The 25,891-nt window shown below is 63.4% G+C and carries 24 protein-coding genes; 10 read left to right on the forward strand and 14 right to left on the reverse strand.

What is annotated here, in order from left to right; translation table 11 throughout:
• Positions 1–2: 2 nt before the first annotated feature.
• The 3 genes from IVA88_RS24175 to ugpC form a co-directional block, all read right to left on the reverse strand.
• Positions 3–950 (reverse strand): sugar ABC transporter permease, encoded by a 948-nt coding sequence (locus IVA88_RS24175; protein WP_247499661.1) that lies wholly within the window; start codon positions 948–950, stop codon positions 3–5.
• 66 nt (positions 951–1,016) lie between these two features.
• Complete coding sequence (locus IVA88_RS24180) at positions 1,017–2,330, reverse strand: ABC transporter substrate-binding protein (RefSeq protein ID WP_247499662.1); 1,314 nt, start codon at positions 2,328–2,330, stop codon at positions 1,017–1,019.
• Between the two features lie 114 nt (positions 2,331–2,444).
• Positions 2,445–3,506, reverse strand: coding sequence for a sn-glycerol-3-phosphate ABC transporter ATP-binding protein UgpC (ugpC, locus tag IVA88_RS24185; RefSeq protein WP_247499663.1), 1,062 nt, complete (start codon positions 3,504–3,506; stop codon positions 2,445–2,447).
• Positions 3,507–3,709: 203 nt separating this feature from the next.
• On the opposite strand from ugpC, the gene IVA88_RS24190 reads away from it, so the two are divergent.
• The 7 genes from IVA88_RS24190 to IVA88_RS24220 all read left to right on the forward strand — a co-directional run bounded on the left by IVA88_RS24190 (position 3,710) and on the right by IVA88_RS24220 (position 10,104).
• Positions 3,710–4,810: a LacI family DNA-binding transcriptional regulator gene (locus IVA88_RS24190; RefSeq protein ID WP_247499664.1), complete on the forward strand. Its 1,101-nt coding sequence runs from the start codon at positions 3,710–3,712 to the stop codon at positions 4,808–4,810.
• A 122-nt stretch (positions 4,811–4,932) separates the two neighbouring features.
• Positions 4,933–6,762: an IlvD/Edd family dehydratase gene (locus IVA88_RS24195; protein WP_247499665.1), complete on the forward strand. Its 1,830-nt coding sequence runs from the start codon at positions 4,933–4,935 to the stop codon at positions 6,760–6,762.
• Between the two features lie 126 nt (positions 6,763–6,888).
• Positions 6,889–7,620 (forward strand): SDR family oxidoreductase, encoded by a 732-nt coding sequence (locus IVA88_RS24200; RefSeq protein ID WP_247499666.1) that lies wholly within the window; start codon positions 6,889–6,891, stop codon positions 7,618–7,620.
• Between the two features lie 16 nt (positions 7,621–7,636).
• The gene (locus IVA88_RS24205; RefSeq protein WP_247499667.1) at positions 7,637–8,383 is read left to right on the forward strand and encodes an SDR family NAD(P)-dependent oxidoreductase; all 747 of its coding nucleotides are present in this window, start codon (positions 7,637–7,639) and stop codon (positions 8,381–8,383) included.
• A 7-nt stretch (positions 8,384–8,390) separates the two neighbouring features.
• On the forward strand, positions 8,391–8,783 hold the full coding sequence (locus IVA88_RS24210; protein WP_247499668.1) for a GFA family protein: 393 nt from the start codon (positions 8,391–8,393) through the stop codon (positions 8,781–8,783).
• 153 nt (positions 8,784–8,936) lie between these two features.
• Positions 8,937–9,617 carry a site-2 protease family protein gene (locus IVA88_RS24215; RefSeq protein ID WP_247500402.1) on the forward strand — a complete coding sequence of 227 codons (681 nt, stop codon included), beginning with the start codon at positions 8,937–8,939 and terminating at the stop codon, positions 9,615–9,617.
• Between the two features lie 64 nt (positions 9,618–9,681).
• Positions 9,682–10,104 (forward strand): hypothetical protein, encoded by a 423-nt coding sequence (locus tag IVA88_RS24220; RefSeq protein WP_247500403.1) that lies wholly within the window; start codon positions 9,682–9,684, stop codon positions 10,102–10,104.
• Here the strand turns inward: IVA88_RS24220 and IVA88_RS24225 are convergent.
• The 6 genes from IVA88_RS24225 to IVA88_RS24250 all read right to left on the reverse strand — a co-directional run bounded on the left by IVA88_RS24225 (position 10,092) and on the right by IVA88_RS24250 (position 15,817).
• Positions 10,092–10,907: a TonB family protein gene (locus IVA88_RS24225; protein ID WP_247499669.1), complete on the reverse strand. Its 816-nt coding sequence runs from the start codon at positions 10,905–10,907 to the stop codon at positions 10,092–10,094. The two genes, IVA88_RS24220 and IVA88_RS24225, sit on opposite strands and share 13 nt — an antisense overlap.
• A gap of 9 nt (positions 10,908–10,916) precedes the next feature.
• Positions 10,917–11,372 carry a TonB system transport protein ExbD gene (gene exbD / locus IVA88_RS24230; protein ID WP_247499670.1) on the reverse strand — a complete coding sequence of 152 codons (456 nt, stop codon included), beginning with the start codon at positions 11,370–11,372 and terminating at the stop codon, positions 10,917–10,919.
• A gap of 3 nt (positions 11,373–11,375) precedes the next feature.
• Positions 11,376–12,272, reverse strand: a complete 897-nt coding sequence (exbB, locus tag IVA88_RS24235; protein WP_247499671.1) for a tonB-system energizer ExbB — start codon at positions 12,270–12,272, stop codon at positions 11,376–11,378.
• Entirely contained in the window at positions 12,269–12,958 is a 690-nt protein-coding gene (locus IVA88_RS24240) for a Fe2+-dependent dioxygenase (protein ID WP_247499672.1), read from the reverse strand. The genes exbB and IVA88_RS24240 overlap by 4 nt, the downstream gene beginning before the upstream one ends.
• A 2-nt stretch (positions 12,959–12,960) precedes the next feature.
• Positions 12,961–15,354 carry a TonB-dependent receptor gene (locus tag IVA88_RS24245; RefSeq protein WP_247499673.1) on the reverse strand — a complete coding sequence of 798 codons (2,394 nt, stop codon included), beginning with the start codon at positions 15,352–15,354 and terminating at the stop codon, positions 12,961–12,963.
• 223 nt (positions 15,355–15,577) lie between these two features.
• Complete coding sequence (locus tag IVA88_RS24250; RefSeq protein WP_211396371.1) at positions 15,578–15,817, reverse strand: hypothetical protein; 240 nt, start codon at positions 15,815–15,817, stop codon at positions 15,578–15,580.
• A gap of 374 nt (positions 15,818–16,191) precedes the next feature.
• On the opposite strand from IVA88_RS24250, the gene IVA88_RS24255 reads away from it, so the two are divergent.
• The 3 genes from IVA88_RS24255 to IVA88_RS24265 all read left to right on the forward strand — a co-directional run bounded on the left by IVA88_RS24255 (position 16,192) and on the right by IVA88_RS24265 (position 21,136).
• Positions 16,192–17,364, forward strand: a complete 1,173-nt coding sequence (locus tag IVA88_RS24255) for an efflux RND transporter periplasmic adaptor subunit (RefSeq protein WP_247499674.1) — start codon at positions 16,192–16,194, stop codon at positions 17,362–17,364.
• Complete coding sequence (locus IVA88_RS24260; protein ID WP_247499675.1) at positions 17,361–20,507, forward strand: efflux RND transporter permease subunit; 3,147 nt, start codon at positions 17,361–17,363, stop codon at positions 20,505–20,507. Before IVA88_RS24255 ends, IVA88_RS24260 begins: the two co-directional genes overlap by 4 nt.
• 65 nt (positions 20,508–20,572) lie before the next feature.
• Positions 20,573–21,136 carry an invasion associated locus B family protein gene (locus tag IVA88_RS24265; protein WP_247499676.1) on the forward strand — a complete coding sequence of 188 codons (564 nt, stop codon included), beginning with the start codon at positions 20,573–20,575 and terminating at the stop codon, positions 21,134–21,136.
• 79 nt (positions 21,137–21,215) lie between these two features.
• Here IVA88_RS24265 and IVA88_RS24270 read toward each other — a convergent pair whose 3' ends face one another.
• The 5 genes from IVA88_RS24270 to IVA88_RS24290 all read right to left on the reverse strand — a co-directional run bounded on the left by IVA88_RS24270 (position 21,216) and on the right by IVA88_RS24290 (position 25,860).
• The gene (locus IVA88_RS24270; RefSeq protein WP_247499677.1) at positions 21,216–21,935 is read right to left on the reverse strand and encodes an ABC transporter ATP-binding protein; all 720 of its coding nucleotides are present in this window, start codon (positions 21,933–21,935) and stop codon (positions 21,216–21,218) included.
• A complete protein-coding gene (locus IVA88_RS24275) occupies positions 21,932–22,699 on the reverse strand; it encodes an ABC transporter ATP-binding protein (protein ID WP_247499678.1) in 768 nt (255 codons plus the stop codon). The genes IVA88_RS24270 and IVA88_RS24275 overlap by 4 nt, the downstream gene beginning before the upstream one ends.
• Entirely contained in the window at positions 22,689–23,660 is a 972-nt protein-coding gene (locus tag IVA88_RS24280; protein ID WP_247499679.1) for a branched-chain amino acid ABC transporter permease, read from the reverse strand. Before IVA88_RS24280 ends, IVA88_RS24275 begins: the two co-directional genes overlap by 11 nt.
• 13 nt (positions 23,661–23,673) lie before the next feature.
• Positions 23,674–24,537 carry a branched-chain amino acid ABC transporter permease gene (locus tag IVA88_RS24285; protein ID WP_247499680.1) on the reverse strand — a complete coding sequence of 288 codons (864 nt, stop codon included), beginning with the start codon at positions 24,535–24,537 and terminating at the stop codon, positions 23,674–23,676.
• A gap of 69 nt (positions 24,538–24,606) precedes the next feature.
• Complete coding sequence (locus IVA88_RS24290; protein ID WP_247499681.1) at positions 24,607–25,860, reverse strand: ABC transporter substrate-binding protein; 1,254 nt, start codon at positions 25,858–25,860, stop codon at positions 24,607–24,609.
• Positions 25,861–25,891: the final 31 nt, after the last annotated feature.

Genomic DNA, 25,891 nt, shown 5'->3' on the forward strand with positions numbered 1-25,891 from the left:
GGTCAGTCCCTCCCGCCCTGCTGCCAGCGGGAACGCTGAAGCCCGAAAAAGCTGAGCAGGATCGCGGCGACCAGGAACGGAATCATTGCGTTCGAGATCGCCGCGCCCTCGCCGAGATTGCCGCCGGTGATGGCCCGCTGGAACGACAGCGTCGCCATCAGATGGGTGGAGTTGATCGGCCCACCCCGTGTGATGGTGTAGATGAGCTGGAAGTCGGTGAAGGTCATCAGCACCGAGAACGTCATCACGACCGCGATGATCGGCGACAGCATCGGCAGCGTGATGTGGCGGAAGCGCTGCAGATTGGTGGCGCCGTCGAGATTGGCGGCCTCATAGAGCGAGGGCGAGATGGTCTGAAGTCCCGCCAGCAGCGTGATCGCCACGAAAGGCACGCCGCGCCAGATATTGGCAGCGACGACCGACCAGCGCGCATTCCAAGGATCGCCGAGGAAATCGATATAGCGTGTGATCAGGCCGGCCTTGATCAACACCCAGGAGATGATCGAGAACTGGCTGTCATAGATCCACCAGAACGCGATTGCGGAGAGCACAGTGGGCACGACGAAGGGCAGCAGGACGATGGCGCGGACCATCGACTTGAACGGCAGCCGCTCGTTGAGCAGCAGCGCCAGGTAAAGTCCGATGGCGAATTTCACGGCGCTGGCGGCGACCGTGTAGAAGATCGTGTTGAACACCGATAGCCAGAACACCGAGTCTTTGGAGAGCGAGACGAAGTTCTGGAAGCCGATGAAGCGCCCGGCTCCGCCAATCTTGGTATCGGTCATGCCGAGCCAGAAGCCCAGCGCCAGCGGATAAGCCAGAAACAGGATGAGGATCGCGATCGCCGGCACCATGAACATCGCGCCGAGGAAATGCCGGCTCTCGAATGCTCTGGTCCACAGGCTGCTGCGCTTGACCTGCGCGACAGCGGACTCGGCCATAACTGCCATGTCGGATTCCCCTCGACGAAGAGTCGCGGCGTCCGGCGAACCGGACGCCGCGTAGATTGGAGCTGATCAGACCTGGTAGTAGCGCTTGGCGCGCTCGGCTGCGCGTGCGGCTGCCGCCTTCGGCGTGACGGAGCCCGACGCCGCCTCGGCGAACATGTCGACGACGACGAAGTCGCCCATCACGGCGGCGGAGGCGTAGCCGAGATCGCCGGCAAAGCCGTTGTCGCGGCAGCGCTTCAGGCAGTCGCGATACGGGGTGATCTTCGGGTCCGAGGTCCATACCGGGTTGTCGTTATAGGCCGGCAGAGGCGGCGAGACGTAGCCGTTGGAGGAGACCTCCCAGGCGTCGTAGTTCGCCTTGTCCATCATGAACTTGATGTATTCCTTGACCGCCTTCGGATACTTCGAGTGCTTGTAACCGTAATAGACGAGCACGTTCTGCTGCTCGGTCGACACGCCGACCGGCCCGATCGGCATCGGGGCGTGGTTCATGTCTTTGGCGATCTCCTGCTGCTTCGGATCGGTCGAGTTCTTTCCGACGGTCCAGATCGAGATGCCGTTCAGGGTCAGGCTGAGCTCGCCGTTCAAGAACGCCTTGTTGTTGTTCGAGTCATTCCACGACAGCACGCCGGGGATGAAGGTCTCGTAGAGCTGCTTGACGTATTCGAGCGCGGCGATCGTCTCCGGCGAGTCGATCACGACCTCGTTCTTGTCGTTGACGACCTTGCCGCCGAAGGCCCACAGCGCCCACTGGCACCAGCCGTTGGCGTCGCCCGTGGCGTGGCCGAGCGCGAAGCCGGCCGGCGTGTTGTTCTTCTTCAGCGCCTGGCACAGCTTGAGGAAGCCGGCAGTATCCTTGGGGAATTCATCGAAGCCGGCGGCCTTCACGTGGCTTATGCGGTAGTTCAGGCAGCCGCCGGTCGCGCCCTGCGGAATGGCGATCCAGCTGTTGCCCTTCTTGCCGTAGCGTTCGGCAACCGGATACCAGCCGCCATACTGCGCACCGAGATAGTCGGCGAGGTCAGTCATGTCGATCAGCTTTTCCGGGAATTTGTGGGGATCATCGAGCGTGCCGATGATCAGGTCCGGACCGGCGCCGACATTGGCGGCGACCGCGGCTTTGGGGCGGATGTCCTCCCAGCTCTCGGCCTCGAGCTTGACCTTGACGCCGGTCTTCTCGGAGAACGCCTTGGTCTGCTCGGCGAATTTGTCGAACTCGGCCTGAATGAACTGCTTCCAGCGCAAGACGCGGATGGAAGCGTTCGGCTCGGGCGTGTTGGTCCACTCCGCCGCGCGCACCGGGACGATGCCCGGGCCGGCCAGCAACGCCGCGCCGCCCAGGCCGACTTTAAGCACACTTCGCCTGTCGAAATCGCTCATCGTTCTCTCCCTAAATTTTATATTTGTATTGGGTAGTCTTGTATCGGGTCGTCTTATTAGTCGTCTTGTTATTGGTCGTCCTGGGCAGTTCTGCTGGGGCAGTTCTCGGCGTCGCTACACGCGTTTGCCCGTCGCCTCGTCGAACAGATGAACCACGGAAGGATCGGGCTTCAGCTTGATCTTGTCACCCGGATTGAACTGGTGACGTTCGCGGAAGACCGCGACGACCTGCTCACCACCGAGCTTCGCAAACACCTGCGTTTCGGAGCCCGTCGGCTCGACCACAACGATCTCGGCATCGGCGCCGTCGTCAGCGATGGTGAAATGCTCCGGCCGCACGCCGTAAACGACAGGACGGCCGTCGGACGCCGCGGGCGCGTTCCTGAGCGGCAGCTTGACGCCGTTCGGACCCTCGAAGGTCGCCACGCCGTTGACGCGCACATGCCCCTTCAGGAAGTTCATGGACGGCGAGCCGATGAAGCCGGCAACGAACTGGTTCTCGGGCTTGTCGTAGAGCTCGAGCGGCGTGCCCATCTGCTCGACGATGCCGTCATGCATGACGACGATCTTGTCGGCCATGGTCATGGCCTCGATTTGATCGTGGGTGACGTAGACGGTCGTGGTCTTCAGCCGCTGGTGCAGCTCCTTGATCTCGGTGCGCATCGCCACGCGCAGCTTGGCGTCGAGGTTCGACAAGGGCTCGTCGAACAGGAACACCTGCGGATCGCGCACGATGGCGCGGCCCATGGCGACGCGCTGGCGCTGGCCGCCAGAAAGCTGGCGCGGATAGCGTTCGAGCAGCGGCGACAGCGCCAGGATCTCGGCGGCGCGCTTGACGCGCTTATTGATCTCTTCGGTGCTCTCGCCCCGCAGCTTCATGGAGAAACCCATGTTCTCGCCGACCGTCATGTGCGGATAGAGCGCGTAGTTCTGGAATACCATCGCAATGTCCCGCTCCTTGGGCTGGACATTGTTGACGACGCGGTCGCCGATCGAGATCGTGCCTGAGGTGATGTTCTCGAGGCCTGCGAGCATGCGCAGAAGCGTCGACTTGCCGCAGCCGGAGGGTCCAACCAGGACGACGAACTGGCCGTCCTCGATCGGAATCGAAACGCCGTGCAGGACTTCAAAATTACCGAACGATTTCCGCACGTCGCGGATTTGCACAGACGACATCTAGCTCCCTCCTCGAAAGTCCACGACGCATCTCGCGCCGCGACCGTCTTGTTTTTTCCAGACTTCACCCAACGAAGCCCGACCTTAGCGGGCGACATTGTCGGCAGTTTGTGCGGTTTTGGCAATTTGTCTTTGGTTAGTCTGTGCTGGTAGCGCTGTCAACGTTCCTTTGTTTGCGACAGTGAGTGTGTTAAGAGCAGCAAATGGGTCGAAAGCGCACCAAGTCAGGCAAAATCCGGCTGGCAGAAGTCGCCGAGCTTGCCGGCGTAAGTCCGATCACTGCGTCCCGTTTCTTCCGCAATCCCGAGGCGCTCTCGGTCGCCAAGCGGACACGGGTCGATAGCGCGGCCAAGGAACTCGGCTATGTGCCGAACCTGGCGGCACGGGCATTGGCCTCACAGCGCACCGAAGTGATCGGCGTCTTGATTCCGTCACTGACCAATAACGTGTTCTCCGACGTGCTGCGCGGCATCTACGACGCCTCCGAAAACAGCCGTTACTCGATCCAGCTGTCCAACACACGCTACAGTATTCTCCAGGAGGAGAAGCTGCTGCGCCTGTTTCTTGCGCAGAAGCCGGCCGGGCTGATCGTCACCGGCATCGACCAGACGACGGAATCGCGCGCGATGCTCGACGCCGCCGACTGCCCGATCGTGCAAATCATGGAGATCGGACCCAATCCGGTCGACATGATGATCGGCTTTTCGCACTATGACGCAGCCCGCGCCGCGATTGCACACTTGTTCGCGCAAGGTCACCGCAAGATCGGCTTCGTCGGCGCGCGGATGGATCCGCGGGTGCAGCGGCGGCTCGACGGATACGTCTCGGCCATGAAGGACGCCGGGCTGTTCGAGCAACGCCTCGTCGTCACGACGGCGACACCGACCTCGGTGACGCTCGGCGGCGCCCTGTTCACCGATCTCCTGGCGCGGGAGCCCGGCATGGACGCGGTGTTCTGCGCCAATGACGACCTCGCGCTCGGGGTGCTGTTCGAATGCAGGCGCCGCGAGATCGCGATCCCCGAACAGATCGCGATCGTCGGCTTCAACGATCTCGAATTCATGGCCTCTGCCGTCCCGACCCTCACGAGCGTGCGCACCAACCGGTACGAGATGGGCAACACCGCCGCCACCATGCTGATCGACGCGATCGACGGACGGCGCCCGGAGCATCCGGTGCTCGATCTCGGCTTCAAGGTGATCGAGCGGCAGAGCTCGTCGGCGCGGCGTTCGGACAACCGGCCAGCCGTTTCAGGCGCAGGCGCTGCGAACAAAATGGTAGCGTTACCAAGTGGCCATGACTAGTATCGGATTTGTAAGGAAACGACCCGCCAGCGGGCAGGCAAATCATCACTCGCGCCGTTGGGCATCGCACAAGCCGACCCCATAAAACGGACGCCAGTGCGTTTGCATTGCAGGAGAAATCAATGACAAAAAAACCAACCAATGGGCATGCCCCCGCCGGCAACGGCGCTCGCCGCCACCTCCGCTCGCAGGAATGGTTCAACAATCCGCATAATCCGGGTATGACCGCGCTCTATATGGAGCGCTATCTGAACTACGGTCTCACCCGGTCCGAGCTTCAATCCGGCAAGCCAATCATCGGCATCGCGCAGACCGGCAACGACCTCTCCCCCTGCAACCGCCACCATATCGAGCTTGCTCATCGGGTCCGCGAAGGCATCCGCGAGGCCGGCGGCATTGCGATGGAATTCCCGACCCATCCGATCCAGGAGACCGGCAAGCGCCCGACCGCGGCGCTCGACCGCAACCTCGCTTATCTCGGCCTCGTCGAGATCCTCTACGGCTATCCGCTCGACGGCGTGGTGCTGACCACCGGCTGCGACAAGACCACGCCGGCCTGCATGATGGCGGCGGCAACGGTCAACCTGCCCGCGATCGTGCTGTCGGGCGGCCCGATGCTGAACGGCTGGCATGCCGGCGAACGCACCGGCTCAGGCACCATCGTCTGGAAGTCGCGCGAGCGCCTCGCCGCCGGCGAAATCGACTATGAAGAATTCATGGAGATCGTGGCGTCATCGGCGCCCTCGGTCGGCCATTGCAACACCATGGGCACTGCCTCCACCATGAACGGGCTTGCCGAAGCGCTCGGCTTCTCGTTGCCGGGATGTGCGGCGATCCCCGCGCCTTATCGCGAGCGTGGCCAGATCGCCTATGAGACAGGCAAGCGCGCCGTCGAGATGGTCTGGGAGGATCTGAAACCCTCGGACATCCTGACCCGCGAGGCGTTCGAGAACTGCATCGTGATCAATTCGGCGATCGGCGGCTCGACCAACGCGCCGATCCACATCAACGCGCTGGCGCGCCACATCGGCGTCGAGCTCTCGATTGACGACTGGCAGAAGCTCGGCCACGACGTGCCGCTGCTGGTCAACATGCAGCCGGCCGGCTTCTATCTCGGCGAGGAATTCCACCGCGCCGGCGGCGTGCCGGCCGTGGTGCGCGAACTGATGAAGCACAAGCGCATCCACGAGGACGCGGTCACGGTCAACGGCCGCGGCATTGGCGAAAATTGCGCCAATGCGCCGAAGCCTGACAACGATGTGATCTGGGCTTACGACAAGCCGCTGGTGAAGGACGCCGGCTTCCTGGTGCTCAAGGGCAACCTGTTCGATTCCGCGATCATGAAGACCAGCGTGATCTCCAAGGAATTTCGCGATCGCTACCTCAGCAACCCGACCGATCTCAATGCATTCGAGGGCCGCGCCGTCGTGTTCGAGGGTCCCGAGGATTACCACGAGCGGATAGACGATCCCTCGCTCGATATCGACGAGCGCTGCGTGCTGTTCATCCGCGGCACCGGGCCGATCGGCTATCCCGGCGGCGCCGAAGTCGTGAACATGCAGCCGCCGGCGGCGCTGATCAAGCGCGGCATCCTTGCCCTGCCCTGCATCGGCGACGGCCGCCAATCGGGTACATCGGGCTCGCCCTCGATCCTCAACGCCTCGCCGGAAGCTGCCGCCAATGGCGGGCTGGCGATCCTCAGGAACGGCGACAAGGTGCGCATCGACCTCAACAAGGGCAGCGCCAACATTCTCATCTCCGACGACGAGGTGAAGAAGCGCCATGCCGACCTGGCGGCCAATGGCGGCTTCAAGCATCCGCCGAACCAGACGCCATGGCAGGAGCTTTACCGCAACACCGTCGGCCAGCACGCGACCGGCGCCTGCATGGAGCTCGCCACGCGCTACCAGAACGTCGCCGGCACATTTGGTGTGGCGCGGGATAATCACTAGCCACTCGTCATGGCGAGGAGCGAAGCGACGAAGCAATCCAGACTGCCTCCAAGGCAAGATTCTGGATTGCTTCGCTTCGCTCGCAATGACGGCATAGCAATCAATTCACGGTGAGGAGAATCACAAATGGCAGACCGCCTCAAGGGGAAGCGCGCAATCGTCACGGCTGCAGCGGCAGGCATCGGACGCGCATGCGCCATCGCATTCGCGCGTGAAGGCGCAACCGTGATCGCCACCGACATCAACGAGAGCGGCATCGCGAGCCTGACCAAGGAAGGCATCGCCGAGACGGCGAAGCTCGACGTGCGCAGCACCGCCGACGTCAACGCCTTCGCCAAGCGCGTCGGCAAGGTGGACATCCTGCTCAACGCGGCCGGCTTCGTGCACCACGGCACCATCCTGGAGTGTTCGGAAGAGGATTTTGATTTCTCGTTCGACCTCAACGTCAAGTCGATGCACCGGACCATCAGGGCGTTCCTGCCCGACATGCTCGCGGGCGGCGGCGGCAGCATCGTCAACATCTCCTCCTGCGCGGCGCTGCGGCCGCCGGCCAATCGCTACGTCTACAGCGCCTCGAAGGCCGCGGTGTCGCTGCTGACGCGGGCGGTCGCGCTCGACTTCATCACCAAGGGTATCCGCTGCAACAGCATCTGCCCCGGCACCGTCGAGACGCCCTCGATGCTCGACCGCGCCGCCGCGCAAGGGCCGCAGGGCAAGGAGATGTTCGTCTCCCGCCAGAAGATGGGCCGGCTCGGCACCGCAGACGAGATCGCGTCCATGGCGGTCTATCTCGGCAGCGACGAAAGCGCATTCACCACCGGCGTCGACCTCGTCGTCGACGGCGGCTACATGCTCTGACGCAAAGGCCTGCAGCATGAACAAGATCGATCTCAACGGCCGCGTCGCAATCGTCACCGGCGGCGCGCAAGGCTTTGGCCGCGCCATCACCCGGCGCTTTGTCGATTCCGGCGCCAAGGTCGCGATCTGGGATTTTGACGCCGCGCTAGCCGAGAAGACAGCGAAGGAGATCGGCGAAAACGTCCGCGTCTTCAAAGTCGACGTCACCGACACCGCGGCCGTCGAACAGGCGCGCGACGCGACGCTTGCCGCCTTCGGCAAGATCGACATCCTCGTCAACAATGCCGGCATCGCCGGAGTCAACAAGCCGGTCTGGGAAACTGATCTGGAGGAATGGCGCAAGGTGCTGCGCATAAATCTCGACGGCCCCTTCATCGTCTGCAAGGCGATCGTGCCCGCGATGCTCAAGCAGAAATACGGGCGGATCGTGAACATCGCCTCCATCGCCGGCAAGGAAGGCAATCCGAACGCCTCGCACTATTCGGCCTCCAAGGCCGGCCTGATCGCGCTGACGAAGTCACTCGGCAAGGAGCTGGCGGCACATGACATCCTCGTCAATGCGGTGACGCCGGCGGCTGCGAAGACCGCGATCTTCGACCAGATGACGCAGCAGCACATCGATTTCATGCTGTCGAAGATCCCGAAAGCGCGTTTCGTGCTGGTGGAAGAGCTGGCCGCGATGGTGAGCTGGCTCGCATCCGAGGACTGCGCGTTCTCGACCGGCGCGGTGTTCGACATTTCGGGCGGACGCGCAACCTATTGAGGCAGCCATGATCAGAGAAGGCGGATGTCTGTGCGGCGCGGTGCGGTTCAAGGCGGAAGGTGAGCCGCTCAACGTTCGCGTCTGCCATTGCCGCATCTGCCAGAAGGCCATGGGCTCGCCCTACTTCGCCCGCGCCCAGTTCGACCAGCGCGCACTGACCGTCGAGGGCGAGACCACCCGCTATGCGTCGTCGGAGAACATCGATCGCGTGTTCTGCACACGCTGCGGCACAAGACTGTTTGCCTGGCGGCGCAATGGCACGCTGGCGGGCGTCGCACTCACCGCGTTCGATGATCGCAACGCCTTCGCGCCGACCGAGCACATCTGGGTCTCGGAGAAGCTCGCCTGGCTGAAGCTCGACGACGGGCTGACGCAGTATCCGGGGACCATCCCGGCGTGAATTTTTGCGGAAGCATAGCGGCGTCGGGCCACGCGGATCATTTACGGCGTGGCATTTCTGAACCGGGCACCCTATGTTGAGATGAAGCGTTGCTGCACCACCGGTTGGCTGGGTCGGCTGCAAGACCGAAGGCAAAACCGGGACGGACGAGCCGTGAACATCTCTTTGTATGACCTCTCGGTGTGGGTACTGCCGCTGGTGCTCGCCATCACCTTCCACGAGGCTGCGCACGCCTTCGTCGCATACCGTCTCGGCGACGACACCGCCTCGCAGCTCGGCCGCGTCAGCTTCAACCCGCTCCGGCACATCGACCCCTTCGGCACCGCGATCCTGCCCGCGATGCTGCTGTTTGCGCATTCGCCGTTCCTGTTCGGCTATGCCAAGCCTGTGCCGGTGAATTTCCGCAAGCTCAACAACCCCAGGCTCGACATGGTCTGGGTGGCGCTGGCCGGGCCCGCCACCAACATCCTGCTGGCGCTCCTGGCGGCTCTCGCCCTCCACACCCTGCCCTGGGCTCCGGCCAATTCGGCGCAATGGATCTTCGACAACCTCAAGAATGCGCTGCTCATCAACGCGGTGCTGGCAGTGTTCAATATGATGCCGATCCCGCCGCTCGATGGCGGGCGCGTCGCGGTCGGGCTGCTGCCCCGGCCGCTCGCCCTGCCGCTGGCCCGGCTCGAGCCGTTCGGTATGCTGATCCTGATCGGTCTGTTGATCCTGCTGCCGCTGGCGGGCTCGCAGTTCGGTCTAAATCTTGATGTTATTTCAGCAATACTGCGAACGTTGACCGGTTATGTGATTCAGGCTGTTCTCTTCCTGACCGGCAATGCGTAGTTGAACAGCGACACCCGAACACAAAGCCGAAGGGCCAGAGGCCGACTTGGTCAAAGCTGCGGATATGCTGATCGCGCGACGCGCCGATACCCGCGCCCGCGCCGATTTCGCCACCTGGAAGATGATGGCCAAGCTCAACGGGTCGTCCGCGCTGCCTCCGGAGGCTCAGGAGTTCCTCGTGAGCTACAAGAACCTGCTGGCGCAGATGAACGAGGGTGAGGCCACCGAAGCCACCATCGGCGCGATCTACAAGGCCTACTATGCCGAGATGGGCGGCGCGGGAACCCCGCCCGACGTCCGACCTCGCGCGGCCGAGCCGGCGGCGGACAATGTTACCGCTTTCCGCCGCCCCGAACCGAAGCCGAAGAAGGCCAATTTCTTCGGGGCAGCGGCCGCAAGCGCAACCCAGAAACGGCCGCTCCCGGTGGCATTGATCTTCGCCTGCCTGGTCGTGGTCTATGTCGGGATCAGGCTCTACTGGCGCTGAGCCGTCTTCTTCTTTTTCTTTGCGTCCGGCGGCGTGAAGATGATGTCGACGGTGCGCTCGAACCGGTCGTCAGTCAGGCTGGCAGGCGGCTGCGGGATGGGATCGGACTTGCGGACAATCGAGATCGCGGCCGCATCGTAGGCTGCATCCCCGGAGGACTCGACGACGTCGACTGAAAGCACGTTGCCCCGTCGGTTGATCGCGAAGCTGACCTTGACCTTCTGATTGTTGGGCTCCTTGCCCTCAGGGTTGACCTTGTGGGCCGTGAGGTGCGCGCTGATCTTGCGGTTCCAGTCGGCCGTCAGCTTCAGCATGTCCTTGCCGATGCCAAGCACAGGCGCCAGCGCCTTCTCGGCCTCGCGCGCGTCCTCATCGAGTGTCTGCCGCGCCGTCGCAACCGACTTCGGCGAGGCCTCCGCGGCGGGCGTTTCGACCGCCGCGATCTTCGGATCCTCGTCCTGCGGCTTCTTCGAGATGTTTTCGGTGACGACCCGATCGGGATCGTCGACCTGTTGCGACTGATCCTTTGGAAGCTCGGTTTCCTTGGTCTCGGCCTTTTGCTCGGGAAGCGCCTGCTGCTCCTGCATTGCTTCGCTGTCCGGTCCTGGCGGAAGATCGGTGTCAGGTGCCTTCGGCGAGGCCATCTCGACGGCGAACTCCGCGCCAGCCGCGCCGAGGCCATCGTCGCCGTCATCGGCGCGCAGGTGGGCCAGCGCGAGCGCGCCACCACCCAGATGGAGCGCGAGCGCCGCCACCGCTGCCAAAATCCAAAGCGTCCGGGGTGGTCTGGACTCGTCCGACATAGCGGGCCTCTAAGGCTGAGCGGCGCCTGCCGCGGGCACCCCCGGAGCGCCTTCCAGCGCAACCAGTTTCACCCGCGAATAGCCGCCTGAGCGCAAGAGCTCCATGATACCCATCAACTCGCCATACGGCACCGAGCGATCGGCGCGCAGGAAGACATACTTGTCCTTGCTCATGTCGGACAGACCGTCGAGGGTGCCGATCAACTCGGCGCGGTGGACCGGATTTTCTCCGATGGCGAGCGTCAAATCGGGCTTGATGCTGAGATAGGTCGGCTTGTCCGGCTTCTTCTGCGGCGTCGCGCTCGACGTGGGCAAATCGATCGGCAGGTCGACGGTCGAGAGCGGCGCTGCGACCATGAAGATGATCAGCAGCACCAGGATGACGTCGATGAACGGCGTGACGTTGATCTCGTGCGTTTCGCCGAAATCATCGTCGTCATCATTGTCTGCGAGCGAAACGCCCATGGTTCACTCCGCCGCGCGCGAATGCACGCTGCCGTGGCTGCGGTCGAGATCGCGCGAGAGCAGCCGCCCCGCCGCGCCCGAGGCACGGCTGACGAGCTCGAGATAGCTCTTCGTCACGCGCGAGAAGTGGTTGTAGATGATGACGGCGGGGATCGCGGCGACCAGACCGATCGCGGTGGCGAGCAGCGCCTCGGCGATGCCGGGAGCCACGACAGCGAGATTCGTGGTCTGCGACTTCGAGATGCCGATGAAGCTATTCATGATGCCCCACACCGTGCCGAACAGGCCCACGAAGGGCGACGTGGAGCCGATGGTCGCGAGCACACCCATGCCGACGCGGACGCGCCGCGCCTCCGCGCGCACGATCTCGGAGAAGCTCGAAGCGGCGCGCTCCTTGATGCCGGCATCGCTGGACAGGCCGGCCGACATCCGCGCCTCGCGCAGCGCGGCCGCCAGGAACGACGGCAGGATGCCCTCCTTGGAGCCAAGCGCCATCTGCGCTTCCGCCAGCGAGCGCGCCTCCGCGATCTTCTTGAGCGCCGAGCGAAGCTTGGTCGAGGCAACCGACAGCTCGATCGACTTGGCGATCAGGACCGTCCAGGTCACCAGCGATGCGAAGGCGAGCCCGATCATCACCGCTTTCACGATGATGTCCGCCGACTGGAACATCATCCAGGGCGACAGCTCCTTCATGGCCGGTGCGACACCGGCCGCCGCATCGGGCCGTTGGGCCGCGGGCATGGTCGCCGAGGGAGCCGCAGGAGCCGCCGCGGGCTGAGCCGTCGATTGGACAGGTGCCGCCGGCGGGGCTTGTGTCTGGGCAGAAACAGGGGATGCGAGCCAGGCGGCCGCCAGCATCAAAGCTGCGGCAAGGCTTGCTTGGAAGGACATGATCTTCATACTTCGGCCCAGTAGCGAATGAGGTTGTGATAGATACCCGTCAATTTGACCGTTTCGGGATCGTCACGCCCGAGCCGTTCCACCAGCGCCTGAATCGCGGTGTCGAGGTCAAAGATCATGCTCCGGGCTTGATCGTCCCGTATCATGCTCTGAAGCCAGAAGAAAGATGCAACCCGCGTTCCCCTGGTCACCGGCGTCACGAGGTGGAGGCTCGTGGAGGGATAGAGCACGCAGTCCCCGGCTTGCAACTTGACTTCGTGCGAACCGTAGCTGTCCTCGATCACAAGTTCGCCACCGTCGTACTCCTCCGGCTCGGCCAGGAACAGCGTGACCGATAAGTCTGTGCGGATGCGAAGGCCGGTCAGACGGTCACCTCGGATTGCGTTGTCGACATGCAGGCCGAAATGGTGGCCACTGCCGGCTGCGTAACGGTTGAAAAGCGGCGGGAAGATCTGGAGCGGGATCGCCGCCGCGATAAAGCGCGGGTTCGACGTCAGCGCCGAGATGATGCGGTTGCCGAGCTTGCGCGCGACCTCGCTGTCCGGCGGCAATTGCTCGTTGCGCTTGACCATCGCCGACTGCGAGCCGGCGGTGGATCGCCCGTCTTCCCATTCGCTGGCGTCCATGATGCGGCGGAACTCCGCCACATCATCCTTGCTGAGAACGCCAGGCAGGCACGTCAACATGATCAGAACTTCGCCGTCGTGATGAGGTAGAATGCCCGCCCCGGCGCGACCGCCACGAAAGGCACGGCACTGCGATAGAACGAGTCGTAATAGAGCTTGTTCGTCAGGTTCTGGGCGTAGAACTTCATGGTCCAGTTCTGGTCGATCTTCTTCTCAACGAACGCGTCGAAGCGCCAATAGCTCGGCAACTCGTTGGTGTTGGCCGCGAATGTGCCGCCATAGACCTTCGAGCGGTACACCGCCTGTCCGCCGAGTTCCCAGCCGTCGTCGAACTTGTACTTGGTCAACATGCTGAACGACTGGTGGGCAATGTTGGCGAGCTGCAGACCGAGATTCGAGGCAACGCCGCTCTGCGTGACCTTCGACTGCATCAGCACCAGACCGCCAAAAATGCTCCAGCGGTCGGTGAGCTTGCCCTCGGCCTCGATGTCGATGCCTTGGATCCTGTAGGCAGCGCCCGAGGTCAGCACGCTGTTGACGGTCTCGCGCGCGTTGTCCTTGGTCGTCTGGAACAGCGCACCGGTCACCAACAGGTGCCGGTCGGCGAGCTCCCATTTGGTGCCGAGCTCGATCGCCTTATTACGCTCGGGTCCGAGCAAAACGGCCGTGTTGGGCGGAACACCACCGTAATCGGTCGCGGTCGCATCAAGCTCCGACCCGAACGGATTGGCCGAGGTCGCATAGGCTGCGTAAAGGCTGCCGATCGACATCGGCTTGTAGACCAGGCCGACGTTGTAATTAACAAGATCGGCGTTCTGCTTCAGATAGGCCGCGTTGGTCGACGAGCTCTGGCTGTAGCCGTCGTAGCGCACGCCGCCGTTCACAATGATGGTGTCCTGCCAGTTCGCAGTGTCCATGACGTAGACGCTGCTGGTGTTGACACCGTAGCGCGTCGGATTTCCAACCAGCGACGGCGTGTTGCTAAAGGGAATGTAGGTGTACTGCGGCGAATAGAGATTGACCCCCGTGACCGCTCCGTTGCTGGTCGAGCCGCCGCCGAACAGTTCCGACGAGAGGCCGGTGTAACGGTCGATCGAGATGTTCTCATTGGCATATTCCACGCCGAACACTGCGGTGTGCTTGACCCCGCCGGTGATGAGCTTGAACGTGGCCTCGTTCTGGTTGGCCCACACGTCGACGTTCTGGTAGCGGCTCTGCGCGCTCGCCGTCGTGGTCCAGAGCAGCGGATTGGGGCTGGTCGTGTTCGGGTTCTGCGGCAGAGTGCCGATGTAGTTCAGCAGCGAGTGCTCACCGCGCACTTTGCTGCTCAGCGTAATAGCATCGTTGACCTTGTACTCGATCGTGCCGGTGCCGAAATCCTGCCGCGCAGTCTGGAAGTCGCGATTGAGGAAGCCGTACCAGTTTCCGCGCGGAATGCCCGCTGACGTTACGGGGACATTGCCCTGCCTGTAAAAGGGCACGCCGAAATCCGGGTAGCCGCTGAGATCGGTGTGGACATAGTTCGTCGTGATCTTGATGTCGTTGGTCGGGGTGTATTTGGTCGAGATGAACGAACCCCAGCGATCGTCGGTGACGTAATTGCGGCCGGCGACGTTGGCGTCCTGGAACAGGCCGCCTACGCGCACCGAGAAGGTCGGATCGATGACCTGATTCACGTCGAGCGTGACGCGCTTGGTCCTGTCGGTGCCGAACTCGGTATCCATGCGCTTAAAGTTGACGTCGCCTGCCTGCTTGGTGACGATGTTGATGGCGCCGCCGGCGGTGCCGCGGCCGGCGTAGGACGAGGCCGGGCCGCGCAGGATCTCGATCTGCTCGGTGAAGAAGTTCTCGCGGATCGAGACCGCAGGATCGCGGATACCGTCGATGAAGACGTCGTTGCGCGCATCGAAGCCGCGGATGAAGAAGCGGTCGCCGAACGCGTTGCCGCCCTCTCCCGATCCCAGCGTCACGCCGGCGGTCGAGCGCCCGATCTCTTTCAGTGTCGTGGCGTTCTTGTCCTCGAGAACTTCCTTGCTGAGCACGGTGATCGTCTTGGGCGTGTTCAGCATCGGCTCGGGAAATTTGCCGGATGCCTGGACGTGGTCGACCTTGTAGGGCGCAGCGGGATCAGAATACGGATTGCGGTCGACCTCGCCGGCGGGGACGGTAGGAGCGGTCTGCTGCGCCGCCTGCTGCCGCTGCGCAGCACGACGAAGCGCATTGCGCGCGCGGACCTGATCCGGCGTCGGCTTCGAGGCCACCGGACGCGGACGCTGGACCGGCGCATCGACCGTTACCGGGGGCAGGTTAGACTGCTGCGCCTCCGCGCCGCTCGACACCGATGCTGCCGCGATCAGGCCCGCAACAGCGGAGACCTTCTTGCCGGAAACGCTCGTGAATTTTTCATCGAATGCTGCGACCGAACGCAACGATTTCGGTGCGACCACCTGCCCCATTTACCAAACGCCCCATATTCCTGTTCGCTCAATCACGTCGACGAACGATTGGAGTGTTGGTATCGGCCGCAAAATAGCGGGTCAATGCGAGCAAGCCGCGAGAACCCTTGAATAAGTCCAGATCAAAACGATTCTAAACTGCAGTTTGAAATCGTTCTAAATCAAGATTGGATTCGTTCTAACCAAACCGAAACGCGAAAATCAGCGATCGCGCTGACCACATTCAATCGCTGCTCGGCGGCTTCATCAGCGAGAACAATTCGTCGACGGTCTTCTGCGCCACCGCGCGCACGCGATCGCTGTGGTCCATGCCGGCGATGTTGACGCCGTTGACGACCGCTTTGATCTCGTCGCGGAAGTCGGTGAGGAAGCGCAGGGGATCACGCTGCTCGTTGGCGACGCGAGCGATCAGTCCCGTGATCAGAATCTGACACGCGATCAGCTTGCCGTTCAGTTCGTCCATCCTGCGCTCCCTTTGTGGCGGCCGATATGAACGATGCTGAATTTCCTGACAACCGAAACGGCCTTCGAGCGATTTAGAACCGTTCTTGTGAAGCCCGGCCCTGCGGCTCCGCGCGGCGCCATCTGGCCCCGCACACACCGCTTTCGAGCAATGCACAAAGTTTGCACGCGGATCGTTCGTCATGGGAAAATGCAGCACTGCACACCGCGACGCCAGAAGGCTGCCTAAGCAGTGCAAAGCTTTCCAATTGTTTAGGATTCTCAGCCGATAGTGCTGTTTACACTGGAACTTGGCGTGTATTATACAAGCGCCCTGGAACCCTATGGTTGCCCCATAATTCGTAGCTTAGGGTACAAGCGCCGACACGAGACGATATGAAAAAGTCCCGGCCGATCCTCTGGATTCTGATCATCGCGGCCGTGGCCTCCGCGGGTTACTTTGGTTGGCAGAAATTCGGCTCGCCCGACGCCGGAAAAACCCAGACTGCGCAGAAGGGTCCGCAGCGCCCACCCGCCGTGCCGGTGAGCGTTTCGCCGGTCCAGAAGGTCGACTTTCCGGTTTACCTGACCGGTCTCGGCACGGTTCAGGGCTTCAACACCGTACAAGTCCGGACTCGGGTAGATGGCCAGATCGACAAGATCGCCTTCACCGAGGGCCAGATCGTCAAGCAGGACGAGCTTCTGGTCTCGATCGATCCTCGTCCCTATCAAGCTACGCTCGACCAAGCCAAGGCCAAGAAGGCCCAGGACGAGGCAAATCTGGCCAACGCCAATCTCGAGCTCCAGCGCGCCATGAAGCTCGGCGAATTCGCCACCGCACAGCGGGTCGACACCCAGCGCTCGACGGTCGCTCAGCTCAACGCCCAGATCGCCGCCGATGAAGCCGCGATCTCCAACGCGCAGACCCAGCTCGACTACACCCAGGTCAAGGCGCCGATCACCGGAGTCGCCGGCCTGCGTCAGGTCGACATCGGCAACATCGTCAACGCCTCGACGCAGACCGGCATCGTCACGATCTCGCAGGTCGAGCCGATCTCGGTGATCTTCACCGCGCCGGAAGATCAGCTGCCTTATATCAGCGAGGGCCAGAAGGCCGGCGCGCTCAGGGTGATCGCCTTCACCACCGACGGCAAGAAGACGCTGGCCGAGGGCAAGCTCGCGGTCATCAACAACCAGGTCGACACGAGCAGCGGCACGATCCGGCTCAAGGCGGTGTTCGACAACAAGGACCACGCGCTGTGGCCCGGGCAGTCGGTGTCGACGCGCCTTCTGGTGCGCACCCTGAAGGATGCGACCGTTGTCCCGGATGACGCGGTCCAGCACTCCACCAACGGCCTCTACGCCTATACCGTCAATCAGGACAACAAGGCCGAGGTGCACAAGATCAAGGTCAGCTACGGCATCGACGGACGTTCGGTCGTCGACGAAGGGCTAACGCCCGGACAACAGGTGATCACGGGCGGCCAATTCAAGGTCCAGCCCGGAAGCCTCGTCTCTACGGCTGTGGCGAGCTCGGATCCGGCCCAGAACAAGGTTCGACAGGAATGAACGCCGGCGGGATTTCGGCACCTTTCATCCGTTATCCCATCGGCACCTCGCTGCTGATGGCCGGCATTCTCTTTGTCGGTCTCGTCGCCTATCCCCTACTGCCGGTCGCACCACTGCCGCAGGTGGACTTCCCGACCATCCAGATCACCGCCAATTTGCCGGGCGGCAGCCCCGAGACCATGGCCTCGTCGGTGGCCCAGCCGCTCGAACGGCAATTCGCCCAGATCCCGGGCATCGCCCAGATGACCTCGACGAGCTATCTGGGCACCGCGTCGATCACCATCCAGTTCGATCTCAACCGCAGCATCGACGGCGCCGCCAACGACGTGCAGGGCGCCATCAACGCCGCGAGCGGGCAGCTGCCGAAAAACCTGCCCTCGCCGCCGACCTACCGCAAGGTCAACCCGGCAGACGCCCCGATCCTGCTATTGTCGGCGACTTCCGACACATTACCGCTGACCAGCGTCAGCGATGCGGTCGATGCCCAGCTCGCCCAGCAGATCAGCCAGCTCTCCGGCGTGGCGCAGGTCTTCATCGGCGGCCAGCAGAAACCGTCAATCCGCATTCAGATCGACCCGGCGAAACTCGTCGCCAAGGGCCTGTCGATGGAGGACGTGCGCAGCCAAATTGCGATCACCACGGTCGACAGCCCCAAGGGCAACATCGACGGCCCGAAGCGCGCTTACACGATCTACGCCAACGACCAGCTCACCCAGTCCAAAGACTGGAACGACGTCATCGTCGCCTACCGCAACGGCGGCCCGTTGCGGATCCGCGACATCGGCCAGGCAGTCAGCGGCCCCGAGGACGCCAAGCAGGCGGCTTGGGCCAACGGCAAGCGCGGCGTGTTCCTGGTAGTGTTCAAGCAGCCCGGCGCCAACGTCATCGAGACCGTCGACCGGATCAAGGCGACGCTGCCTCGCCTCGTCGCGGCGATCCCGCCCGCGATCAAGATCGAGGTGATCAGCGACCGCACCACGACAATCCGCGCCGCGGTCGAAGACGTCCAGTTCACGCTACTGCTGACCATTGCGCTGGTGGTCATGGTCATCTTCATCTTCCTGCGCAGCTTCTGGGCCACCGTCATTCCCACCATCACGGTGCCGCTGGCGCTGCTGGGCGCATGCGCGCTGATGTGGGTGTTCGGCTATTCGCTCGACAATCTGTCGCTGATGGCGCTCACTATCGCGGTCGGCTTCGTCGTCGACGACGCCATCGTGATGCTGGAGAACATCACGCGCTACATCGAGGAAGGCGAATCGCCGATGGCGGCGGCCTTCAAGGGCTCCAAGGAAATCGGCTTCACCATCGTGTCGATCAGCATCTCGCTGGTCGCAGTGCTGATTCCGCTGCTCCTGATGGGCGGCATCATCGGGCGCTTGTTCCGCGAATTCGCCGTCGTGCTGGCGATGACGATCTTCGTCTCGATGTTCGTGTCGCTGACCCTGACGCCGATGATGGCCTCGCGCTTCCTGCGCGCCCACGGCGAAGTCACCCACGGCAAGTTCTACCAGTGGAGCGAGCGCGGCTTCGATGCGATGTTGCGCGGCTACGAATGGGTGCTCGACCACGCCCTGAGCTGGCGCCGCACGACGCTCGCGATCTTCTTCGCGACCCTTGCCCTGTCGGTCTATCTGTTCGTCCTGATCCCGAAGGGCTTCTTCCCGCAGCAGGACGTCGGCCTGATCACCGCGACCTCGGAAGCCTCCCAGGACATCTCGTTCGCGGAGATGCAGCGCCGTCAGGTCGAGCTCGGCAAGATCGTGATGGACGATCCCGACATCGCATCCATCGCGATGAACATCGGCGGCAGCGGCCGCGCCGGCAACAACGGCAACATGTTCATCACGCTGAAAGCGCGCAATGAGCGCGAGGCCTCCGCGCAGCAGATCATCGCGCGGCTGCGTCCCAAGCTCGAGAAGGTGTCCGGGGCCCGCCTCTACATGCAGGCGGCCCAGGACGTCCGGCTCGGCGGCCGGCCGACGCGGACGCAATTCGAATTCACCCTGCAGGACGCCGACCTCACCGAGCTCAACGACTGGGCCCCGAAAATCCTCGCCAAGATGCAGACGTTGCCGCAGCTGCGCGACGTCGCGACCGATCAGCAGACCCAGGGCACCACGGTTCAGCTCAAGATCAACCGCGATACCGCAGCGCGCTACGGCATCCAGCCGCAGCTGATCGACGACACGCTGTACGACGCCTTCGGGCAGCGCCAGGTCACGCAGTATTTCACCCAGCTCAACACCTACAAGGTGATCCTGGAAATCCTCCCGGAGATGCAGGGCAGTCTCGAAAGCCTGAACAAGCTCTATCTGAAATCGCCGCTGACCGGGGACCAGGTGCCGCTGTCCACGTTCGCGACCTGGAGCACCGATCCGGTTCGCCCGCTCTCGATCAGCCACCAGGGACAGTTTCCGGCGATCACCATCAGCTTCAACCTCGCCCAGGGTGTCGCACTCGGCCAGGCCACCGAGGCCGTTCAGAAGGCGATGGCCGATCTCGGCGCGCCTCCGACGCTCAATTCGAGCTTCCAGGGCACGGCACAGGCATTCCAGCAGTCGCTGGGCACAGTGCCGCTCCTCATTCTTGCGGCGCTGGTCGTGGTCTATCTGATCCTCGGCATCCTCTACGAGAGCTACATCCATCCGATCACGATTCTGTCGACGCTGCCCTCGGCCGGCGTCGGCGCGCTCGCGATCCTGATGGCGGCCGGCTTCGAGTTCAGCCTTATTGCTTTGATCGGCGTTATTCTGCTGATCGGCATCGTGAAGAAGAACGGCATCATGATGGTGGACTTCGCCATTGCTGCGGAGCGTGACGAGCACAAAACGCCGGCGGAATCGATCCGGCAGGCAGCGCTCTTGCGCTTCCGTCCGATCATGATGACGACGATGGCTGCCCTGCTTGGCGGCGTGCCGCTGATGCTCGGCCACGGCACCGGCGCCGAGATTCGTCAGCCTCTCGGCTACGCCATGGTCGGCGGTCTGATCGTCAGCCAGGCGCTGACGCTGTTCACCACTCCGGTCGTCTATCTCTATCTCGACGAGCTCAACAACTGGTTCTCGGGCTGGGGCCGTAAGGGTGACGGCGAAGGCGACGAGAGGGTCGAGCACGGCACCGTTAAGGAAGCTGCCGAGTAGCAGCTTGCACCACGCGCCTCGCGACGTTACAGCGAGGCCCCGGTTCACGCCAACGCGGTTTTGCCATGCCCATGCAATCCAGACTTGCAGCCCTTGCCGCCGCTGTCCTGTTGTCAGCAGGTGCCGCGCATGCCCAGCAGGGCGCCAAGAAGAATGCAGCTCCCTCTGCCCCGGCGGCACAGCCCGCACCGGCTGCGACGCAGGCTGACGGCGCTCCGGCGCAGCCCGGCTGGGTCGTGCGCTGCACCAGCGTCAGCCGCGATGCGCCGCTCGAATGCGCGATGGAGCAGAACGCGGTGCTGACCAAGACCGGCCAGACCATCGTCCTGATCAACATTCGCATCGCGCCCGACACCCGCACACCGGTGGCGCTGCTGCAATTGCCGCTCGGCCTCAACCTTCCCATCGGCGCCAAGCTCCAGGTCGACGAGGGCAAGACGGTCGATCTCCAGATCCAGACCTGCGAGAACCGCGGCTGCTACGCCTCGACGCCGATCGCGCCGGACCTTCTCGGCACGTTGAAGTCGGGCAAGCAGTTGAAGGTCTCCTTCCAGAACATGGCCAAGGAGACGATCGCGATCCCGATGCCGCTCGGCGATTTCGCGGCGGCCTACGACAAGATCAAGTGACGACGCCTCGTCGTTATCGCTGCAGATCCATTTTGCCAGCGTAACGCCGCCGACACCGGCGCCTTCGGGCGGATGTCGGTCAGTCCACGCCCAGATAAGCCTTTTGCACCTGCGGGTCCTCCGCGAGCGCCGCCGCCGTGCCTGACAACACGCTCCTGCCGACCTGGAGCACCGTGGCGAAATCCGAGACTTCAAGCGCGAGTTCGATCGACTGCTCGGCGAGGAGGATGGTCAGTCCCTCGCGATGCAGGCGGCCGAAGGTCTCGTACATGGACTCGACCACCGCCGGCGCGAGACCGAGCGACGGCTCATCCAGCATCAACAGCTTCGGGTCGCTCATCAGCGCGCGGCCGACCGCGAGCATCTGCCGCTCGCCGCCGGACATGGTGCCGGCGCGCTGGTTGCGCCGTTCCTTGAGGCGGGGAAAGATCTCGTAGACACGTTCGAGCAGCGTGGCCTGCCGCGACTTGTCGTGCAGCGGCGTTGCACCGAGCAGGAGATTGTTTTCGACGCTCTGCTGCACGAACAGCCGCCAGCCTTCCGGCGACAGCGCCATCCCCTTGCGTACGATCGCAAACGCCTTCTCGCCGGCGATGTCCTCGCCGCGAAAATGGATCGATCCGGAATGCACGGGAATGAGGCCGGCGATCGCGTTCAGCGTCGTGGTCTTGCCGCCACCATTGGAGCCGAGCAGCGCGACGACACTGCCCTCGGGAACCTCGAGCGAGACGTCGGACACGCCGATGAGATCGCCGTAGCGCACCTCGAGGTGCTCGATCCGCAGCAACGCCCCGCTCATAAATCCGGCCCGCCCATCAGCTCGACGGGCGTGTGGCCGGCGGCCGCCTTGGCTGCACGCTTGCCGAGATAGGCCTCGATCACCGCCGGGCTGGAGGTGACCTCGCGCGGCGAGCCGCGGGCGATCTCCTTGCCCTGATGGAACACCATCACGCGGCTGGCGAGCGACATGATCACTTCCATGATGTGCTCGACGATCACGAGCGTAATGCCGGAACGGTGGATGTCGCGCACGAGGTCGATGGCGAGCCTCACCTCATGGGCGTTAAGGCCGGCCATGGCTTCGTCGAGCAGAAGCACCTTCGGCTCGGTCGCGAGCGCCCGCGCGATCTCCAGCCGCTTGCGGCCGGGCGTGCCGAGCGAGCGCGCCGGCGCATCCGCAAGCCTGATCATGCCGACCCGCTCGAGCACGGCGCGCGCCTTGGTCTCGGCCTCTTTGCGATGCGCCGTGCGCAGGAAAGCGCCGATCATGACGTTCTCCAGCACCGTCATGCCTTCAAAGGTCTGCGGCACCTGGAAGGTGCGGGCGAGCCCAAGCCCGGCGCGCAGCTCCGGCGTGAAGTCGGTGATGTCGCGGCCCTCGAACAGGACACGGCCGGAGGTGGTCTTGAGATCGCCCGTCAGGCAATTGAAGAAGGTGGACTTGCCCGCGCCGTTCGGGCCGATCAGGCCGAGAATGTCGCCCCGCCCCAGGATCACGGAGGCGTCGTCTACCGCCTTGAAGCTGCCGAACGCCTTTGTAATTCCGCGTGCCTCAAGGAGCATGGCTAGCTCCCGTGTCCTTCGTCGGCTTGCCGCGCCGCTTGAACAGGCTGAGGAGGCCGCCCGGCTGGAAGCGCGCGATCACCACGATGATCGCGCCATAGAGCACGAAGGTCAGCCCGGCGCCCTTGCCGCCGAGCCAACTGTTCGAGATCTCCTCCAGCGGCACCAGGATCGCGGCGCCTACCAGCGGCCCGAACAGGAGCCCGGCCCCGCCCAGCGCCGCCATGATCAGGATTTTCACCGAAATCAGGATGCCGAACCCGGACTCGGGATCGACGAAACCGAACATCATGGCATAGAGCGCGCCGGCGACGCTCGTCAGCGCCGCGCTCAGCATGAAGGCGTAGAGTTTTGTGCGGCTGGCAGGCGCGCCGAGCGAGCGCGCAGCCCGTTCGGAATCCTTGATCGCGCGCAGGTAAAACCCCATCCGGCTGTTGGTCATCCACCAAGTGATCAGCAGCGTGATCGCGAGAATTGCAAGGAAGAGATAATAGTAGGGCAGCGACGACAGGAACGAGAGATCGAAGATGTTGCGCGGCACGGTCGGCCCGGAGAGCCCGACGGCCGCGCCGAGCCAGTCGGTGTTGGTCACGATCAGCCGCATCGTCTCGGCAACCGCGATGGTCGCCATGCTGAAATAATGGCCGGATAGCCGCAGCGTCGGCACACCGATGATCGCGGCAAGCCCGACCGCGAGCACTATGCCGCCGGGAATGCCGAACAGCGGCGACAGGCCGAACTTTGCGTAGGACCCCATCGCGGCATAGGCACCGCAGCCGAAGAACACGACGTGGCCGACCGAGACCTGGCCGGCATAGCCGCCGACGATATTCCAGGCGGACGCCGCAATCGCATAGAGCAGCACCAGTGCGCCCAAGCGCTGCTGGAATGGCGAGGACAGCAGCAGCGGATAGGCGATCGCAATGGCTGCGAAGACCGAAAGCCAGATCAGGCGCCGCATCACGTCGTCCTCATCAGGTTTTGCCCATCAGGCCTTGCGGCCGGAACCAGAGGAAGAGCAGGAACAGGACATAGACGACGATGTCCTTGTAGATCGCGCCGATCAGATAGCCGGACAGCGACTCGATGACGCCGATCATGAGGCCCGCGACCAGTGCGCCCGGCACGCTGCCGAAACCGCCGAGCGAGACCGTGACGAAGGCGACGATGCCGAGCGTCTCGCCGACGGTCGGCACGATGTAGAAGAAGTTCGCGATCAGCGCGCCGGCAAGCCCGGTGGCGCCGGCTGCAATGGCCCAGGCGACCGCCTGCATGGTATCGGGGCGGATGCCCATGAGCTGGGCCCCGGTCTGATCTTCCGCCACTGCCAACATTTTCGAGCCAAGCGAGGTGCGGGTCAGGAGGAGATGCAGGCCTAGCGTGACCAGCAGCGCGACAACACCGGCGAGCAGCCGCGAGGCTTCGATGCGCAGGCCCGCGAACGCGTAGGTGCCGCCGACGATATCCTGCGGCATCGACAGGAAATTGGCGCCAAACCACCAGAACACGGAATAGCGCAACAGCAGCGCCAGCCCGAAGGTGCCGAGGATCTGGGCCAGCATCGGCCCCTTCATGATGTCGCGGATCAGGGCGAAATAGACCACGACGCCGACCGTCGCGAGCACCAGCGTCGCGAGCGGGGCGCCGAGGAGCGGCCCTCCCCCCATCAGCGTGTAGACGACATAGGCGACATACATGCCGAGCATGACGAAATCGCCATGCGCGAAATTGACGATGTTCATCATGCCCCACACCAGCGTGAGGCCCGAGGAAAACAGCGCGTAGACGGCGCCGAGCAGAAGCCCGCCGACGATCACCTGCACGAGGACAAAGGACATGAGCCGCGTTGCTCTGATCAAATCATCTTGGAAAAGGTGGCGGGACGCGAGGTCCCGCCTTCAAAAATTTCACCAGCCCTTGTAGGGCAGCACCGGCGCCTTCGCGGCATTGGCTTTCGGCCATACCGCGGTGTAGTTCTCGCCATCCTGGAGCTGGATGATGAGACCGGAGGCGAGGACGTTCTGGCCCTTGTCGTCGAACTTAACGCCCTTGTAGCCCATCATCAATTGCTCGGGCTTCAGATCGGTCGCCTTCAGCGCGGCCTGGATTTTTGCAGGCTCTGTCGAGCCGGCGCGGTCGATGGCGTCGGCCAGCACGAAGAAGCCCTGCATCTGGCGGCCGACCGTGTCGTCCATCTCCTCGCCGCTCTTCTTCTTGTACATCTCGGCAATGATCGCGGTCGGCGAGCCGGACGGGCCTACCGCCCAGGACGAGCGGTTGAAAACGCCTTGCGAGATCTTTCCGACCGCCTTGATGAAGGACGGATCGGAATAGCCGGCATCGTCGGCGAGCAGGATGGCCGGCTTGTAGTCGAGCGACTGCATGGTCTTGGCAAACAGGATCGCATCCGACGTGTAGCTGATCATGATGATCACGTCGGGCTTCTTGTCCTTGAGCTGGAGAACCTGGCCCTGCACGTCGGTGGCATTGACGGGATAGGCGACATCGAGCGCGACCGGCTGGCCCTTGTCCTTGAAGGCGGTGCTGATCGTGTTGGCGACCGAGGTGCCGTATTCGGTGTTGTCGTGGACCAGCGCGATCGCATCGGTCTTGGCGCCGGCCGCCTTCATGTCGGCGAGGAAGTCGACATAGGCCTTGGCAAAATCGGTCGCGATCGGCGTGGTGCGGAAGAACCATTTGAAGCCGCGCTCGGTGAGATTGGCGGCCACCGACTCGGAGTTCAGAAAGGGAATGCCGTATTTCTCGGCGATCGCGCTCGAGGTCAGCGTGACGCCGGACTGATAGGAGCCGAACACCGCCGCCACCTTCTCTTCCGTGATCAGGCGCAGCGCTTGGTTCTGCCCCGTCGCCGGGTTGCCCTGGTTATCAGCGAACACGGCCTCGATCCTGGCGCCGCCGAGACCGGCAAGACCTGCGTTCTTCGCCAGCGGCAGATTGCCGAGCTCGGGATGGGCGTTATTGATGATATCCATGGCGACTTCGATCGCCGCCTTGGCGTGTGCGCCGATCGAGGCGGTGCCGCCGGACATCGGCAGGATCACGCCGATCTTGACGACCTTGTCCTCGGCCCGCGCGCCCGAGGCAAGCGCAAGCGACATCGCGGCCGCGCAAAGCAGCCCGGTGACGTGCTTTAATGTCATGAAATCAGACCTCCCAAAGGGTTTCCCCAAC

Origin of the sequence: Bradyrhizobium sp. 149 (genome assembly GCF_023073915.1) — a bacterium.
Lineage (GTDB): Bacteria > Pseudomonadota > Alphaproteobacteria > Rhizobiales > Xanthobacteraceae > Bradyrhizobium.

Excerpts from the sequence above, each read along its gene's own strand:
- IVA88_RS24240 (WP_247499672.1), bottom strand. The coding sequence starts at position 12,958 with ATGTTGACGTGCCTGCCTGGCGTTCTCAGCAAGGATGATGTGGCGGAG.
- IVA88_RS24265 (WP_247499676.1), top strand. The coding sequence starts at position 20,573 with ATGCCCATGCAATCCAGACTTGCAGCCCTTGCCGCCGCTGTCCTGTTG.
- IVA88_RS24190 (WP_247499664.1), top strand. The coding sequence starts at position 3,710 with ATGGGTCGAAAGCGCACCAAGTCAGGCAAAATCCGGCTGGCAGAAGTC.
- exbB (WP_247499671.1), bottom strand. The coding sequence starts at position 12,272 with ATGAAGATCATGTCCTTCCAAGCAAGCCTTGCCGCAGCTTTGATGCTG.
- IVA88_RS24280 (WP_247499679.1), bottom strand. The coding sequence starts at position 23,660 with ATGCGGCGCCTGATCTGGCTTTCGGTCTTCGCAGCCATTGCGATCGCC.
- IVA88_RS24200 (WP_247499666.1), top strand. The coding sequence starts at position 6,889 with ATGGCAGACCGCCTCAAGGGGAAGCGCGCAATCGTCACGGCTGCAGCG.
- IVA88_RS24260 (WP_247499675.1), top strand. The coding sequence starts at position 17,361 with ATGAACGCCGGCGGGATTTCGGCACCTTTCATCCGTTATCCCATCGGC.
- IVA88_RS24210 (WP_247499668.1), top strand. The coding sequence starts at position 8,391 with ATGATCAGAGAAGGCGGATGTCTGTGCGGCGCGGTGCGGTTCAAGGCG.
- IVA88_RS24180 (WP_247499662.1), bottom strand. The coding sequence starts at position 2,330 with ATGAGCGATTTCGACAGGCGAAGTGTGCTTAAAGTCGGCCTGGGCGGC.
- IVA88_RS24270 (WP_247499677.1), bottom strand. The coding sequence starts at position 21,935 with ATGAGCGGGGCGTTGCTGCGGATCGAGCACCTCGAGGTGCGCTACGGC.
- IVA88_RS24285 (WP_247499680.1), bottom strand. The coding sequence starts at position 24,537 with ATGTCCTTTGTCCTCGTGCAGGTGATCGTCGGCGGGCTTCTGCTCGGC.
- ugpC (WP_247499663.1), bottom strand. The coding sequence starts at position 3,506 with ATGTCGTCTGTGCAAATCCGCGACGTGCGGAAATCGTTCGGTAATTTT.
- IVA88_RS24255 (WP_247499674.1), top strand. The coding sequence starts at position 16,192 with ATGAAAAAGTCCCGGCCGATCCTCTGGATTCTGATCATCGCGGCCGTG.
- IVA88_RS24220 (WP_247500403.1), top strand. The coding sequence starts at position 9,682 with ATGCTGATCGCGCGACGCGCCGATACCCGCGCCCGCGCCGATTTCGCC.
- IVA88_RS24195 (WP_247499665.1), top strand. The coding sequence starts at position 4,933 with ATGACAAAAAAACCAACCAATGGGCATGCCCCCGCCGGCAACGGCGCT.
- IVA88_RS24175 (WP_247499661.1), bottom strand. The coding sequence starts at position 950 with ATGGCAGTTATGGCCGAGTCCGCTGTCGCGCAGGTCAAGCGCAGCAGC.
- exbD (WP_247499670.1), bottom strand. The coding sequence starts at position 11,372 with ATGGGCGTTTCGCTCGCAGACAATGATGACGACGATGATTTCGGCGAA.
- IVA88_RS24225 (WP_247499669.1), bottom strand. The coding sequence starts at position 10,907 with ATGTCGGACGAGTCCAGACCACCCCGGACGCTTTGGATTTTGGCAGCG.
- IVA88_RS24245 (WP_247499673.1), bottom strand. The coding sequence starts at position 15,354 with ATGGGGCAGGTGGTCGCACCGAAATCGTTGCGTTCGGTCGCAGCATTC.
- IVA88_RS24205 (WP_247499667.1), top strand. The coding sequence starts at position 7,637 with ATGAACAAGATCGATCTCAACGGCCGCGTCGCAATCGTCACCGGCGGC.
- IVA88_RS24275 (WP_247499678.1), bottom strand. The coding sequence starts at position 22,699 with ATGCTCCTTGAGGCACGCGGAATTACAAAGGCGTTCGGCAGCTTCAAG.
- IVA88_RS24250 (WP_211396371.1), bottom strand. The coding sequence starts at position 15,817 with ATGGACGAACTGAACGGCAAGCTGATCGCGTGTCAGATTCTGATCACG.
- IVA88_RS24290 (WP_247499681.1), bottom strand. The coding sequence starts at position 25,860 with ATGACATTAAAGCACGTCACCGGGCTGCTTTGCGCGGCCGCGATGTCG.